This is a genomic window from Actinophytocola oryzae (assembly GCF_004364325.1).
In the GTDB taxonomy this organism is placed as follows: Bacteria; Actinomycetota; Actinomycetes; order Mycobacteriales; family Pseudonocardiaceae; genus Actinophytocola; species Actinophytocola oryzae.
Window position 1 is genome coordinate 464,825 of sequence record NZ_SOCP01000003.1, and the last position, 14,537, is coordinate 479,361.

The window sequence follows — 14,537 nt, forward strand, 5'->3', positions numbered from 1 at the left end:
CACCAAAACTCATCAAGTGATTTAGTCACTTCATGAGTCTTTCGGAACGACTCGCGGACAGTATCGTCGAGATCATCCGCGACCAGCGGCTGGGGCCGGGTGCCGCGCTCGCGTCCTCGCGCGACCTGGCCAAGCGGTTCGACGTCACGACCCCGACCGTGCGGGAGGCACTGCGCAGGCTCGAGGCGACGGGCATCGTGGAGTTCCGCCACGGCTCGGGCACCTACGTCGGCGACGGCATCGACCGGCGCGTCCTCGCCAACCCGCACGGCCCGGCGATCGACCGCGAGTCGGTGCTGGAACTGGTCGAGGCCCGCCTCGTGGTCGAACCGGCGATCGCGGCCGTGGCGGCCCGAGTGCGGTCGCCGGAAGCGTTGGCACGTCTGGAAAGCGCGACCACCAACGCGCTGCACCCGCCGGTGGGCCACACCCGGCCCGCCGTGCACTTCCACGTCGCACTCGCGGCGGCGAGCGGCAACAGGCTGCTCGAGGAGTCGGTCGAGGCGCTGCTGCACGTGCGGGTGCGGGAGCAGCTCGAGATCCGGCACCGCTACGACGACCGTGAACGCGACCACGCCGAGCACGTGCGGATCTGCGCGGCCGTGCGTGACGGCGACGCCGAGGCCGCCGAGCACCTGACCCGCACGCACCTGGAGTCCATCAGGACGGCGATCCAGGCCGCGACCTTCCCCAGGTCATGACGGTCCGGCTGGGCTCGATGACCACGGCCGAGGCCGCCGACGCGGTCGGGGGCGTGGTGATCATCCCCGCGGGGGCGTTCGAGCAGCACGGGCCCGGCCTGCCGCTCGCGACCGACCTCGTGCGGGCCGAGCACGTCGCCGAGCGCGTGGCCCGCGCGGTGCCGGGCAGGGTGGTCGTCGGACCCGCGATCCCCGTCGGCGTCTCGCCCCACCACATGGCGTTCGCAGGCACCGTCACGCTCTCGACCACGACGTTCGCCGCCGTCGTGCGGGAGTACGTCGGGAGCCTCCACCACCACGGCTGGCGGAAGGTTCTCGTGATCACCGGCCACGGCGGCAACAACGCCGCCCTGACCACGGTCGGCCAGGACCTGCTGACCACCCACCCCGACCTGCGGTTCGCCTGGACGCCGGTGACCGCGCTCGCCGGCGTCGCCATGCCGGCGGCCACCGAGGTCTCCGGCCACGGCGGCGAGGCGGAGACCGCCCAGATGCTCCACCTCGCACCGGAACTGGTGCGTCGGGATCGGCTCGAGAAGGGCACGACGTCCCTCGACGAGCTGGATCCAGTGGCCCGACTGTCCCGTCGAGACGGTCACCCCTCCCTCCCCGTTCGCTACGACCTACTGAGCGCCAACGGAATCCTCGGCGATCCCACCACGGTGACCGCCGCCGACGGTGAGTCCATAGTGGACGCAGTGGTCGACAGGATCGCTTCCTTCGTGGCCGACTGGCTCGACGCCTGACCCGTCAAGGTCGACGGAAAGGAACCTTTCGTGCGTACTCTCGCATGCCTCGTGGCTGCCGCCTGCGCTGCGACAGCCCTCACCACCCCCGTTGCCACCGCCTCCCCTGCCCGCGGATGCCCTGCTCCACAACAGAATCCGGGTACGAGCCAACTTCACGCGATGACGAGCGGTGGTCTCACGCGGACCTACCAGCTCCACCTTCCCCAGGACTACCAAAGGAAACGCGACTGGCCGCTGATCGTGGCCTACCACGGCAGGGGAAACACGGGCGAGGGCACCGAGCTGTTCTCGAACCTGTCGACGCTGCCCGCGATCGTGGCCTACCCCGACGGGGTCATCGGCGAGGGCGACGGCGACCGCCAGGCGTGGCAGGGCGCGCCGTACTCCGCGCCGGGCGTCGACGACGTGGCGTTCACGAACGACCTGCTGGACACGCTGTCGGCGACGCTGTGCGTGGACGAACGCCGCGTGTACGCGACAGGCAAGTCCAACGGCGCCGGGTTCGTCGGCATCCTCGGCTGTGTGCTGGCCGACCGCTTCGCCGCGATCGCGCCGGTCGCGGGTGCCTTCTACCCCAACGGAATCGACTGCCACCCGAGCCGCCCGGTGCCGGTGATCGACTTCCACGGTACGGGCGACGCCACGATCCCGTACCAGGGTGACGCCGACCGGGGCCTGCCCGCGATCCCCGACTGGGTGAGCGACTGGGCCGCACGCGACCGCTGCCGGATTCGCCTGCACGACAGGACGATCGACCCGGACGTGACGGTCTCGCGCTGGGTCGGCTGCGCACGCGGCGCCGAGGTGACGCACGTGGCGGTCACGGACGGCGGCCACACGTGGCCGGGCGCCGACAGCTACAGCGGCGGCGGCTACACGACGCAGACCATCGAGGCACACGAGGTCCTGTGGCGGTTCGTGCGGAGGTACACGCTGTGAGCACGACCGCCGAGCGGGAGCGGCTGCCCCGCATCGTCCGGGCCATGGCGGTGGTGGAGCGGGTCGGCAACGCGCTACCGCACCCGTTCTGGCTGTTCTGGATCCTGGCCGCCGTCCTGGCGGTGGTGAGCGCGGTACTTGCCGGCTTCGACGTGTCGGTGGTCTCGCCCAGCGACGGCGAGACCGTGGCCGTGAAGAACCTGCTGTCCGGCGACGGCCTGGCGATGGCGATCTCCACGATGGTGGAGAACTTCGCGTCGTTCCCGCCGATGGCGACGATCGTGGTCGTGATCATGGGTGTCGCGGTGGCCGAACGCAGCGGTTTCCTCGCCACGCTGATGCGGGTGGGCGTGTCGCGGGTGCCCGCGTCGTGGGTGGTCTTCGCGGTGGCGTTCGCGGGCACCGTGGCACACGTGGCGTCTGCCGCTGCGTACATCATCCTGGTTCCGTTGGGCGGCCTGGCTTTCCGGGCCGTCGGCAAGTCACCGATCCTCGGCATCGTGGTCGCGTACACGGCGATAGCGTCGGGTTACGACGCGAGCCCGGTCCCGACCCCGAACGACGCCATCTTCGCGGGCATCACGACCGCGGCGGCCCGGATCATCAGTCCAGAGGTGTACGTCTCGCCGCTGTCGAACTGGTTCTTCAACATAGCGTCGTCGGCGCTGCTGGCGACGGTGATCACGCTGATCACGAAGTTCGTGCTGAGCAGGCGTCCCGACCTGGACGCGGACCGGGACGCGGACCTGGAGGACGTGGCGACCCTCGAGCTGTCGGCGAAGGAGCGCTCGGCGCTGCGCTGGTCGCTGGCGGCGCTGGCCGTGGCGCTGGTGGCGCTGGTGCTCGTCATGCTCCCGACGACGTCGCCGCTGCGTGGTGAGCACGGGTCCATTGTGGAGTCACCGCTGCTGGACGGGATCGCCGCGGTGGTGGCCTTCCTGTTCGGCCTGACCGGGATCGTCTACGGCGCGAGGGCGGGCACGATCAGGAGGCCGGGGGACGTGCCGAGGCTGATGCTGGAGGGCATCAGGCAGATGGCGCCGGTGCTGGTCCTGTTCTTCGCGATAGCCCAGTTCCTGGCGTACTTCGACTGGACCCACATCGGTGACGTGCTCGCGGTGCGCGCGGCGGAGATCTTCGAGTCCAGCGGCATGCCGATCGCCGTGATCTTCCTGCTGGTGCTCGTGTTGCTGACACTGGTGAACGTGATGGTGACGAGCGGCTCCGCGATGTGGTCGATCGCCGCACCGGTCCTGGTTCCCATGCTGATGCTGGTCGACGTGTCCCCGGAGACCACGCAGGCCCTGTTCCGCATCGCCGACTCCGGCTCGACGGCCATCACCCCGATGAGCCCGTACTTCGTCATGGCACTGGGCTTCCTGCAGCGCTACCGCAAGTCGGCGGGCATCGGCACACTGGCGTCCTACACCCTCCCGCTGACCATCGGCATGACCGTGATGTGGACGCTCCTGTTCTACGGTTGGTGGCTATTGGGCATCCCGTGGGGGCCGGGCGCTCCGTCGCGATAACGCATCACGCACTCGTTGTTCAACGAGAACAAAGCCCGTTCCATCGCGACGAGCAACTCGGCCAAGGCATGCATCACCTGGGAGGACCGCACCCAGAACTCCGGCGTCACCACCGATTCGGGTGCATGGGTGAACTGAGTGAGAGCTTCCACCAGCTCCTGGTCCTCGTAGGTGAGCGTGTTGCCGCCCTTCTTGGCATGCGGTGCAAACAGCGTGAGGTTGCGAGCCTGGAGCCGAACATCCTCGACCCTGACCTGTATCGCTCGATCGATGCGAATGAGGTCATGGAAGGCGTGGTTCCGAGCCCCGGTAACGGTGCTGTAGAACAGTGTGGGCGAAGGCTTCGTCTCCTTCGACCCCGAAAGGTCGTTGAAGGATTGGCTCAGCCGGAAATGCTCGGCGACAGTCGCCCACAACAACAGTGGCTTGAGGTCGCACAAGCTGACGACGAGCGTTATCAGCTTCTGCGAGTCACTGGCGAAGTTGTAAGCTATCCGCAGAACGTCGGAGAACGACTGAGCATCTCGCATGGGATCTCCACCGCAGCGCGCTATCGCCGCGTCATACGCGGCGATCTCGTTGACGAGGGAGTCGATCATCCGACGCATCAGGGTGCCTTCACGGACGTCCAGCTCACCTTCTGGAAGCTGGATCTCGGAGTGCACCAACTCCCTAAGCACGGGAAGCGCCCCAACGAACTTCTTCTCGAAGTCGGCTGGGATCGATCCGTCACTCTTGGACCTCCTGGCCCATGCCTCCGCAAGTGCCGTCCGCAGCGCGTCAGGATACTTGACGTCGTTGACCTCGACCACACCTTCCCGCAGAGTGAGCAACTCGTCGTTGGTCGGTGCGAAACGCAACAGAGAGCACAGTGACGACTCCAGGGGGACACTCACCTCGATGTCGTCATCGACAGTGCCGATGAGAAGAAAGATCAGTTTTCCAACGCCCGACAGGTTCCGGTCTATCCCCTCCGCCAGGGAGACGCGCGCAGGAATATTGCCGGACCCCGCACTGTAGCGCCTGAAGTTGTTGTGAAGCATGTCCGGCGTACACACTCCGAGTCCACTGGCATCAACGTTGTCGAGCTGATCGTAGTTCGCGCACAGATACTGCGGACTCTTCGTCGACTTGACCTTGATGCTTTTCCGTTCGATGAAGGAGTTGTTGACGACGATCAGGTCGTCGGCCTGCACGTTCCTTTCGCCGTCCATCATTGCTTTGAAGCAGGTAGAACTCACGAGCGACCCGAAGGATTCGACAATCTGTTCACACAGCGGCGAGCTACCAGTAGTTGTCATGCGTCACATCCAGGCTCTGCCGACCCACTCACAGCCGGCTCCAATGTGGATCGAAGCTGTTGTTGACGCATCGCGACAAAGACCTACATCGCTACACGGGCGCGTTCGGGTACACCACTCCGTTATGGAGTGGTAATGGACTCACAAAGGCGTCAGAACGTCTGCCACGGACCCCTCGCCGGTTGTTCGCTGACGCCTCGGCGGGTGTAGTCGCAGACGCCCGTGGGGAAGGCCTGGCGTAGCTGGGCCTTCTCCTCGGCGGTGAAGGTCACGCCGTAGTCGTGGAAGTTCAACGGCTTCAGGCGGCACTTGATCGTCGTCATCGGCAGGTTCGCGCCGGCCACCAGGCGGGGGTTCGCCGCAGCCGGGAACAACGCGCCGCAGCGGCCGCTCGACGGGTAGATCATCGGCTCGGTGACGCGTTCCGTCGGCGACACGTAGCAGCCGTCGGCGAGGTCGCGGGGCTTGTTCGCGATCACCTTCGCGGCGGGGTCGCGGTGGGAGGCGTCGTCGTCGATGGCGCTCAGCCAGCGGTCCATCGCGTCGAGTTGGTAGGCCGCCGCGGCCGCGGCGGGGGCCGGGTCCACCGACGAGGCGATGATCACCTGGTTCGCGGCGGTCCCGTTGGCGGCACGCAGGCGTGCCCGCATGATGAAGGACATCTCGGCCGTGTGGATGTCCCCCACCGGAACCAGGTCCAGGTACGTCCGCTGGTCGATGATCGGGGTGTACCTCAGACCCTCCGACGCGCTGTTGATCAGGTCGCTCGAGTACGCCGCCGCCAGTCCTCTGGGATCGGCCGTCGTACGGGTGGGAATCGGGCGGCCCGCGTAGTCGAGGCCGCCGACGCCCGCGTTCATCGCCGCGAACTGGGCCGGGGTGATCTGCCCCGACCGCAACGCCGCCAACCCGTACTGCACGCCGACGTTGTCCAGTACCGCGCGCACGAACCCGGTCCTCGGGTCACGGCCGAGCTGGTTCACCCACTGCTCCGCCGCCGAGCACCGCACGCCGGACGGGTTCGTCGGGCTCCACCGCGTCTCCACCGGGATGATCGGGTCACAGCTGCCCGTCGCCGTGGCGCGGTTGAAGAACGTCAGGCCCCACGACGTGCACGTGTCGTAGGTGTTGTAGCCGGACACGGCCCGCTGCTGCTCCGGGGTGAAACCCCCTCGGGCGAAGTAGGCGTTCAGCAGGCCACAGTCGGTGACCGGGCTCATCGTCGTCAGCGGGTCCGGGAACGAGATGCCCGGCACGATGCCGTCCAGGATGCCCGGGTACGCGTCCGCGATGTCGTACTGCTGGATGGCGCCACCCGAACCGCCCCACCCGATGGTGTGCCGCGCGGGCCCGTACGTCTCGAGGAAGTGCTCCTTCACCATCATCGCGGCCTCGGCCGAGATGACGGTGCCGCAGTTGTTGTCGAGCACGTTCAGCGACGACGACGCCACCGCGTACCCCTGCGACAGGAACAGGTCCTCCAGCACCGGCGCGGTCGATCCGCCCTGCCGGTAGCCGCCGTTGCAGCCGCCGCCGAAGTTGTAGACCAGCCGCCCGTTCCAGCCCGTCTCCGGCTTCACCGGCGACGGGTCGGCACCGTCGTACAGCGCCGCCATCTGGTACACCGCGCGGTCGATCACGCCGACCTCGACACGCACGACGTAGGGCACGGTCACGCCCTCGACGGTCGCCGTGGCGAGGTCCGCGGGCCGGGTCGCGGGGTCGGCGAGCGGCACGAACTGGCCCGACGTCGACTTGTACGCGTACCGCACGACGGTCGGCGCCTCGCACAGCGGCTGGCTCGCCGGGGCGAGCCCGTGCGCCTCGGTCTGGCAGTAGAACGGCACCTGCTGCCTGCCGGAGAACACCGGGCCGGAACGCGGGTGGTTCACCACGCGCACCGACGCGTGCCTGCCGCGGTCGGCCGTCGCGGTGATCACGTTGGTGCCGTCGCGCAGGCCACGCACCACCCCGAGCAGGGTGCCGTTCGGCTGCGGCGTGAAGCTCGAGGTGACGTCCCGGCCGCCGAGCCACACCCGCACGTGGTTGCCCCGGTCGACGCGCACCAGCACGTCGCCACCGCTCACGAACTCCGGTTTGGTGTTGGACTCGACTCCGACGGCGAAGCCGTCGGGTCGTGGGTCGGCGGAAGTCACCCCCGACAGCCCGGACAGGGCCAGTGCGGCGGTGAACAGGACCGTGGCGACAGCGTAGGCGCGGGTCACGCGCTGATCCTAGACCGTAGCCTGGTGCACTGAAGGACGCCTTCCTGACGCTGGGCGTTACGAAGGACGCCTTCATTACGCCGGCCGGCCGCCGGGGTGTGCGACCTTGTGGGTCGTGAACGTCGTCTTCGGGTGGCAGCTGGTCGCCGTGCTCGTCCTGCTGGTCGCGGCAGCCGCCGCGGTCGTCGGAGTCGGCCGGATCGGGTCGTGGCGGCCGGTGGTCACGGCCGCGGCGCGGGCGGTCGCGCAGCTCGCCGCCGTCAGCCTCGTGATCGTCCTCGTGCTGAAGAGCGGCTGGCTGACGGCCGGGTTCGTGCTGCTGATGTTCAGCATCGCGGCGTGGACGTCCGCGCGGCGCATCACGAAGGCCCGCCACAGCCGCTGGGCCGCGGTCCCGATCGCGGGCGGTGTCGCGCCAATCCTCGCGTTGCTGCTGGCCACACGCGTGGTGCCGACGCACCCGATCGCGGTCATCCCGATCGCGGGCATCCTCATCGGCGGCGCGATGACCGCGACGTCGCTGGCAGGCCGCCGGGCACTCGACGAGCTGGTGTCCCGGCGCGGCGAGTACGAGGCGGCCCTGGCGCTCGGGCTCCGGACGGCCGACGCGGCGCGCCTCATCGTGCGCCCCACCGCCGGTCAGGCGCTGGTGCCCGCACTCGACCAGACCCGCACGGTCGGCCTGGTCACGCTGCCCGGCACGTTCGTCGGCATCCTGCTCGGCGGCGGCTCACCCGTGCAGGCGGGCGCGACGCAGCTCCTGGTCCTGGTCGCGCTGCTCGCGATCGAGGCCGTCGCGGTGCTGATCACCGTCGAGCTGGTGGCCGCGCGCAAGCTCAGGCCCGTCGAACTGCCGTGACCTGCCGAAACCGCACGACGGTCACTCGGACACCTCGATGAACGACGCGACCGTGCGGTGTGTGCCGAAGTCCGCGTCAGCGAAGGGTTCGCCCTGGCGGGCCACGCTCACGGTCTGCCAGCCCGCGTCCTCGGCCGCGTCCAGCTCGGCGGGCGTGTCGGAGAAGAGCACGACCCGTGCTGGGTCGGCGCCGAGGTCCCTGGCGATGGCGAGGTACGACGCGATCTCGCGTTTCGGGCCCGCGCTGACGGTGTCGAAGTACGCGCGGAACAGGGGGGTCAGGTCACCGTCAGTGGTGCGGGTGAACGACGCGGCCTGCCCGGCGACCGAACCGGACGAGAACACCGCGAGTCCCGTCCCCGCCGCGTGCCAGACCCGCAGCTTCGGGACCACGTCGACGAACAGCTCGGTGACGAGGTCGCCGTCGCGGTAGCCCTTCTCCCGGACGAGACCCTGCAACGTCGTCAGCGGCTCGACCTCCCGGCCTTCGTCCATCCAGCCGTGCAGGACGGTGACGACCTCGGCGGTGGTCGCCGTCGCGGGCAGGTCGCCGAGCTTTCTGGCCTGTGCCACGGCTTCCGCCACGACCGGCTCGTCGCCGTGCCCCTCGATCAACGGACCGAGCCTCGGCCGCGCGTAGCCGCCGAGCACGTGCTCGGTCTGGCTGGTCGCGGTGAGTGTGCCCTCGACGTCGAGGACAACCCAGTCGGCGTTCACGAAACCTCCTGGTGGTAACGGTTCAGCTCGTGCGGGTCGAATGGGCCGCGGTCGGTGACCACAGTGGTGACGAACCGCGGTGGCGTCACGTCGAACGCCGGGTAGTGGCCTCGGATGGCCGGGTGCGAACCGGTGCCGAGTAACTCGGCACCGTCGCGGTACTCGATCGGCACGTCCGCCGCGGTGGGCGCCAGCCGGTCCGGCGCCCGCACCATCGCGTGGAAGGGCACGTCGAACGCGGTGGCCGCCACGGCGAGCCCCAGCGTGCCGACCTTGTTGACCACGTGGCCGTCCATGGTGACCCGGTCGGCCGCGGTGACCAGCGCGTCCACCCCGCCGCCGGACAGGACCGCCGCGCCCGTCCCGTCGGTGACGAGGGTGGTGTCGACGCCCAGCTCCGCGAGCGTCTCCGCGGTGAGCCGGGCGCCCTGCAGGTACGGCCGGGTCTCGGTGCAGTAGAACGCGAGGGACTTGCCCGAGTCACGCGCGGCGCGCACCAGTTCGACGAGGTAGAGGTCGGCCCAGCAGTGGGTGAGCACGGTCGCGTCGTCCGGCAGCAGCGCCGCGGTGTGCCTGCCGAGCGCGGCGCTGCGCGACCGGTAGCGCTCGTCTCCCGCCCGCGCGCCACCGAGCGCCGCGGCGACCAACGCCTCGCCGGTCTGTCCGTCCACGTGGGACAGCACCGCGTGCACGGCCTCGCGCGGCTGGTCGTTGGTGGGCCGGGTGGCGACGAGCCGCGCACCTGCCCGTTCGAGGTGCGCGCGGGCGTCCTCGACCTCGAGTGACGCGGCCTCGCGGGCGGCGAGCACCATGCCCCACAGCGCCGCGAAGTACGGCCCGGAGGACTGGGTGACCATGTCCTCGATGGCCTTCGCGACCTCCTCGACGCTCCCGCAGCGCATCCACGTGCGCTCGGCGGGGAACACGCGCCGGTCGAGGATCTCGACGCCGTCGCCGGTGAGCCGGACGCTGTTCGCGAGGACCGGTTCCCGCCAGGTGTTCATGTGCGCGCCCCCAGACGTCGAGGTCCGAGTCGGTGCTCTCGACGGTAGCGCCGAGGCCGGTCCGGGGCATCCCAGCCGTACCCGGTTGCCGGCACTCCGGGGGAGAGTAGGAAGATCACCGCTGACGCCCTCTTCGGCACGTCCCCCCATCCGTGTCACCCGGCCGGAGCAACCGTTATGCACTGCGTTCAACCCTTGAGCACTGCGCCCAGATCTTGGGACTCAGCTGAGGTTCACTGGCGCGCCAATCGGGTTTCACGTGATCGGACTGTCGCAAGTGGGCCATCACCCATTGGAATGTCTTCAGGTTTGACCCCATCCTGCCGAGGAATTCGGAGGGCAGACCTCAACGACGAGGAGGACCGTATGGCGACCGAGGCCGTACCAAGATCGATGCCGGGACCGAGGGTGGTGGACCTACCACCGGACATTCGGCCGCGCGCCGGCCACGAGCTGCTCGTGGGGGTTGAGAAGGTCTTGTCGCGGCTCACCAGCGGCCCTCAGAAGGCCGTCGGCTTGGCTGACGACCTCCGTACGGCGCTGGCCAGGACCGCGGCCCTCGGTGACAGCTGCCGGGTTCGTCCCCAGTGCGACGGTGTCCGCCTCGCGGCGGACCTGTTGCTGCGTGACGAGGTGGTCGACGCCCACGCCATCCTGGTCAGGATGCGCGCCGAGCTTGCCGACGCCCAGCGACGCTGAGTCCGAGGCCTGACAAGACGTTCCTGCACGTGCATCAGCCGGCCCGTTCTCCCCGGAGAACGGGCCGGCTGCGCGTCTGGTGCCTCACTCGTCGGCGAGGGGCTCCGCTCTGACTCGTTTCAGAGCCGGGGTGCAGACCGAAGCCGCCAGCAGCGCCACCAGCGCGCCCAGCACCACCGGGGCGGCGAGCCACGGGCTGATCACCGCGACGCTCTTCGACACCAGGCCGAACAGCCCGATCCCCACGGCCGTGCCCAGCGCACCCGCGCCGACGGTCGCCACCAGCGCGGGCAGTGCCGCCTCCGTCCTGAGTGCCCTGGACAGCGTCCGCACCGGGGTGCCCGCGGCCATCAGCGCGCCGAACGTGCGCCGCCGGTCCATCACCGAGCCCGCCGTCGCGATCGCCGCGCTCAGACCTCCCAGCACCGACGCGGTCACCAGACCGATCACCGTCACCCTGCGGAGGTCCGCCAGCTGCGTGTCCTGGTTACCCAGCATCATCTCCTTGCTGATCACCTGCGCGCCCCCCGAAGCGGCGAGCAGCGCCGTCCTGGCCTTCTCCCGCGACCCGTCCGACGCGGGCACCGCGATGTCCACACCGGACAGCTCGGTGTCGGCGGGCAGCAGCGCCGGGTCGACCAACACCATGCCGAGGCCGGACGACACGACCGGCTCGCCGGGCAGCGGACTGGTCTTCTCCGTGCTGTTCGCCCCCTCGTAGGACACCGTGTCGAGCGGCGACGAGGACGGCGCGTAGATCGCGGGCTTCGAGCCGCACGAGACGTCGACCGGCAGCAGCACCTGCGCGTCGGCGCACGAGACGACATAGCCAGGCAGGTACTGCGAGCCCTGCTTCAGGCTCAGGGACCCGACCGACGCCGCGCGCTCCGCCAGCCCGTAGCGCGCCAGCCTGTCGTCGACGGACGACACGATGTCCGGCGCCTGCTCCGGGTCCGTGCCCATGTACAGCACCGAGTCCCGGTACGCGCTCGCGTAGCCCGACTGCGACTCGAGGCTCGGCATCAGCGTCAGCGCCATCGAACCGGCGAACACCGCGAGCACGACACCCGCCGACGCCCGGTAGGCCGCCCTGGGGTCGTCCCGCAGCCGCCTGCCCGCCAGCAACACCGAGGGCCTGCGCCACACCTTCGTGAACACCCCGCCGAGCGCGGAGGTCACCCACGGTCCCACGATCGTCGGCGACCACATGAGGATCGCGAGCGACACCAGCACCGGCAGCATCGAGCCGGACAGGTTCGTGGACGTCAGGGTCCAGAAGAACAGCGCGATCGCGAGGGGCACGATCGCGAGCCGCGCGGGGCTCAGCGGCTTGCGGGTGTGCCCGCCGACGGCCATCAGCGGCGTGTTCACCACGCGCCGCAGCCCCAGGACCGCAGCGCCGACCACCAGCACCGGCACCGCGACCGCGATGACCACCAGCGTGTACCACGGCAGGCCGAAGTCGTCCGCGTACCACGTGCCGCCACCCCACGGCACCCACGTCGCCAGCGCGTGCAGCACGGGACTGGCCGCCACGCCGATGACCGCGCCCGCCACCGCAGCGAGACCCGTCTCGGCCGCGACCATGGCCGTGACCTGTGCGGGCGTCGCACCCGCGAGCCGGAGCGCGGCAAGCCTGCGCTCGCGCCGCGCGGCCGTCAGCCGGGACGCGGACGCCACCAGCACGAGGCTCGGCACCAGCAGCACGACCACGCCGACCCCGGCGAGCAACGACAGCAGCGGGTCCACCTCGGCGGTCCCCGACACCATGCGCGGCAGCTTCATCGCGTTGACCGGCATCGTGTCCGCCGCGTGCCCGACCAAGGCCACCAGCTGCTCCGGGAACATCAGCGCGTCGTCGCCGAGCAACCCGACGGGCCTCGCGCCGAAGCGGTCCGCCACCTCGGCAGCGGGCCGGTTGGCCGCGAGGGCCGCGAGCTCCGGTGACTGGAGCATCTCCCCCGGCGCGGGCAGGCGGTCGATCCCGGCAGGCAGCTCGACCTTCGACGCGTCGACCAGCGGCGCCACGTCCACCCGGATGATGCGCCTGCCGTCGACCTCGTCCTCGCTCGTCGCGACGCTGACCGTCGCGCCTGGCACGTTCTCCCCGCCGTTCGCCCCGTCGTAGCCCGCGGAGAGGCGGGGGTTCTGCCACAGCGTGCGCTCGGCCCGCGCGTGCGTCGCGAACGGCAGGCTGACGAGCAGCAGTACGAGACCGGTGGCGACCGCGACACCGAAGGCGGTCAGCGTGGTGGAGACCTGGGTGCGCCGGTCGACACGCAGCACCCGCCACGCGAGCTGGTATGACCTCACGCCGCTGCCACCGGGGTCTCGATGCGGCCGTCGCGGATGGCGACGACACGCGGGACCATCGCGGCGATGTCGCGGTCGTGGGTCACGATGATCAGCGCGGCGCCGGTCTCGTGGGCGGCACCGATCAGCGTGTTGACCGTCGCGTGGCCGGTGCGCGTGTCCAGTGCGCCGGTCGGCTCGTCCGCGAAGATCACCTTCGGCCGGTGGGCGATGGACCGCGCGATCGCGACCCGCTGCGCCTCGCCGCCGGACAGCTCGCCGGGCCTGCGCATCTCCTTGCCGCCGAGCCCGACGCGGCCGAGCCAGTCGCGTGCGGTGGACACGGCCATGTTCCGGTCGCGCCCGCCGAGCAGCAGCGGCAGCGCGACGTTCTCCTCGGCGGTCAGCTCGGCCACCAGCATCCCGGATTGGAACACGAAGCCGAACTCGGTGCGCCGCAGCTCACTGCGCTTGGTCTCGTTCAGCTGGTCGACCCGCTGGCCGCCGAGCGTGATCACGCCCTGGTCGGCCTTGAGGATGCCGGCGAGCACGTGCAGCAGCGACGTCTTGCCGGACCCGGACGGGCCGACGATCGCGAGCACCTCCCCCGCTGCGATGTCGATGTCCACGCCGGCCAGCGCGTACGCGTCTCCGTAGCGTTTGACCAAGCCCCGTCCCGACAGCAGCCCTGTCATGTCGATCCCTTCCACCTAGCCGCTTCCCTGTTGGCGAGAACCCTGCCGGGAGTGACCGGTCGGGCACGTCGGGCAGATGGCCAGGACCGGGCGGCGGCCACTGGCCGATCGGCCGACCCGCGGCCGGCCGATCGGCCACCTAACGTTGTCGGCATGACTCGATCAACGCAGGCCGTGGGAGTCGCGGTGCTGGTGGCCGCGCTCGGCCTCGTGGCGTTGACCGTCGTCGTCGTGCGGCACGAGGCGGTCGGCGTACTCGACGGCACGTTCCGGGACTGGGTGATCGCGCACCGGAACGGCGCGTTGACCCACGTCATGGTGGGTGCGACCCGGTTCGGCAGCACGCCGTCGCTGATCGTCGTCGCGCTCGCCTCGGCCATCTGGCTGACCCGGCTCGGCAGGCGTGGCGACGGGCTGCTCGTGGTGCTCGGCGCGGCGGGCATCTTCCTCGTCGGCCCGGTGCTGAAGGTGTTCGTCGAGCGGCCCCGGCCGTCGCTGTCGGAGCACATAGTGTTCGTCAACAGCTGGTCGTACCCGTCGGTGCACAGCCTCAACTCGATGGTGGTGCTCGGGCTGCTGGTCGTCCTGGCGCTCCGGGGACGGACGGGCAGGGCGCGGGCGGTGGTCGCCTCGGTGGGTGTGCTGCTGGTGCTGCTGATCGGGTTCAGCCGCGTCTACCTGGGTGTGCACTGGCCGTCGGACGTGCTGGCGGGTTGGCTGGTCGGGGTGCTGTGGCTCACGATCTGCTTCACGGTCGCCAACCTGATGAGTGGGAATAGCGGCACGTCCGGTACTGTTCCGGAGGAGTAGTTGAGATTGCAACTACT

The 14,537-nt window shown here is 69.9% G+C and carries 13 protein-coding genes; 7 read left to right on the forward strand and 6 right to left on the reverse strand.

The features are described from left to right. Positions 1-32 precede the first annotated feature (32 nt). The 4 genes from CLV71_RS09550 (at position 33) to CLV71_RS09565 (ending at position 3,918) form a co-directional block, all read left to right on the forward strand. Positions 33-701 (forward strand): FadR/GntR family transcriptional regulator, encoded by a 669-nt coding sequence (locus CLV71_RS09550; RefSeq protein WP_133902274.1) that lies wholly within the window; start codon positions 33-35, stop codon positions 699-701. Beyond that, the gene (locus tag CLV71_RS09555) at positions 698-1,447 is read left to right on the forward strand and encodes a creatininase family protein (protein WP_133902275.1); all 750 of its coding nucleotides are present in this window, start codon (positions 698-700) and stop codon (positions 1,445-1,447) included. Before CLV71_RS09550 ends, CLV71_RS09555 begins: the two co-directional genes overlap by 4 nt. A 162-nt stretch (positions 1,448-1,609) precedes the next feature. After that, on the forward strand, positions 1,610-2,389 hold the full coding sequence (locus CLV71_RS09560) for a CE1 family esterase (RefSeq protein WP_243866322.1): 780 nt from the start codon (positions 1,610-1,612) through the stop codon (positions 2,387-2,389). 44 nt (positions 2,390-2,433) lie between these two features. After that, on the forward strand, positions 2,434-3,918 hold the full coding sequence (locus CLV71_RS09565; protein ID WP_133902559.1) for an AbgT family transporter: 1,485 nt from the start codon (positions 2,434-2,436) through the stop codon (positions 3,916-3,918). Here CLV71_RS09565 and CLV71_RS09570 read toward each other — a convergent pair. Both CLV71_RS09570 and CLV71_RS09575 read right to left on the reverse strand, forming a co-directional pair. Continuing rightward, positions 3,864-5,219: a hypothetical protein gene (locus CLV71_RS09570; protein ID WP_133902277.1), complete on the reverse strand. Its 1,356-nt coding sequence runs from the start codon at positions 5,217-5,219 to the stop codon at positions 3,864-3,866. The genes CLV71_RS09565 and CLV71_RS09570 overlap by 55 nt on opposite strands. A gap of 152 nt (positions 5,220-5,371) precedes the next feature. Further along, positions 5,372-7,444: a DUF6351 family protein gene (locus CLV71_RS09575; RefSeq protein WP_133902278.1), complete on the reverse strand. Its 2,073-nt coding sequence runs from the start codon at positions 7,442-7,444 to the stop codon at positions 5,372-5,374. Positions 7,445-7,559: 115 nt separating this feature from the next. Here CLV71_RS09575 and CLV71_RS09580 point away from each other — a divergent pair, with 115 nt between their 5' ends. After that, positions 7,560-8,303, forward strand: coding sequence for an ABC transporter permease (locus CLV71_RS09580; RefSeq protein WP_133902279.1), 744 nt, complete (start codon positions 7,560-7,562; stop codon positions 8,301-8,303). A 21-nt stretch (positions 8,304-8,324) separates the two neighbouring features. Here CLV71_RS09580 and mtnC read toward each other — a convergent pair whose 3' ends face one another. Together mtnC and CLV71_RS09590 are read right to left on the reverse strand one after the other, a co-directional pair. Continuing rightward, a complete protein-coding gene (mtnC, locus tag CLV71_RS09585; RefSeq protein WP_133902280.1) occupies positions 8,325-9,020 on the reverse strand; it encodes an acireductone synthase in 696 nt (231 codons plus the stop codon). Continuing rightward, positions 9,017-10,024, reverse strand: coding sequence for a translation initiation factor eIF-2B alpha/beta/delta subunit family protein (locus CLV71_RS09590; RefSeq protein WP_133902281.1), 1,008 nt, complete (start codon positions 10,022-10,024; stop codon positions 9,017-9,019). Before CLV71_RS09590 ends, mtnC begins: the two co-directional genes overlap by 4 nt. Before the next feature lie 516 nt (positions 10,025-10,540). On the opposite strand from CLV71_RS09590, the gene CLV71_RS09595 reads away from it, so the two are divergent. Next, the gene (locus CLV71_RS09595) at positions 10,541-10,723 is read left to right on the forward strand and encodes a hypothetical protein (RefSeq protein WP_133902282.1); all 183 of its coding nucleotides are present in this window, start codon (positions 10,541-10,543) and stop codon (positions 10,721-10,723) included. Positions 10,724-10,807: 84 nt separating this feature from the next. Here the strand turns inward: CLV71_RS09595 and CLV71_RS09600 are convergent, their stop codons facing one another. Beyond that, positions 10,808-13,036, reverse strand: a complete 2,229-nt coding sequence (locus tag CLV71_RS09600) for an FtsX-like permease family protein (RefSeq protein WP_133902283.1) — start codon at positions 13,034-13,036, stop codon at positions 10,808-10,810. Further along, positions 13,033-13,710, reverse strand: a complete 678-nt coding sequence (locus tag CLV71_RS09605) for an ABC transporter ATP-binding protein (RefSeq protein ID WP_133902284.1) — start codon at positions 13,708-13,710, stop codon at positions 13,033-13,035. Before CLV71_RS09605 ends, CLV71_RS09600 begins: the two co-directional genes overlap by 4 nt. A gap of 153 nt (positions 13,711-13,863) precedes the next feature. Between CLV71_RS09605 and CLV71_RS09610 the strand changes: the two genes are divergently transcribed. Continuing rightward, positions 13,864-14,520 (forward strand): phosphatase PAP2 family protein, encoded by a 657-nt coding sequence (locus tag CLV71_RS09610; RefSeq protein ID WP_133902285.1) that lies wholly within the window; start codon positions 13,864-13,866, stop codon positions 14,518-14,520. Positions 14,521-14,537: the final 17 nt, after the last annotated feature.

What these genes read in the sequence shown, in the direction of transcription:
- CLV71_RS09550 (WP_133902274.1), top strand. Translation starts at nt 33, where the DNA reads ATGAGTCTTTCGGAACGACTCGCGGACAGTATCGTCGAGATCATCCGC.
- CLV71_RS09555 (WP_133902275.1), top strand. Translation starts at nt 698, where the DNA reads ATGACGGTCCGGCTGGGCTCGATGACCACGGCCGAGGCCGCCGACGCG.
- CLV71_RS09560 (WP_243866322.1), top strand. Translation starts at nt 1,610, where the DNA reads ATGACGAGCGGTGGTCTCACGCGGACCTACCAGCTCCACCTTCCCCAG.
- CLV71_RS09565 (WP_133902559.1), top strand. Translation starts at nt 2,434, where the DNA reads ATGGCGGTGGTGGAGCGGGTCGGCAACGCGCTACCGCACCCGTTCTGG.
- CLV71_RS09570 (WP_133902277.1), bottom strand. Translation starts at nt 5,219, where the DNA reads ATGACAACTACTGGTAGCTCGCCGCTGTGTGAACAGATTGTCGAATCC.
- CLV71_RS09590 (WP_133902281.1), bottom strand. Translation starts at nt 10,024, where the DNA reads ATGAACACCTGGCGGGAACCGGTCCTCGCGAACAGCGTCCGGCTCACC.
- CLV71_RS09605 (WP_133902284.1), bottom strand. Translation starts at nt 13,710, where the DNA reads ATGACAGGGCTGCTGTCGGGACGGGGCTTGGTCAAACGCTACGGAGAC.
- CLV71_RS09610 (WP_133902285.1), top strand. Translation starts at nt 13,864, where the DNA reads ATGACTCGATCAACGCAGGCCGTGGGAGTCGCGGTGCTGGTGGCCGCG.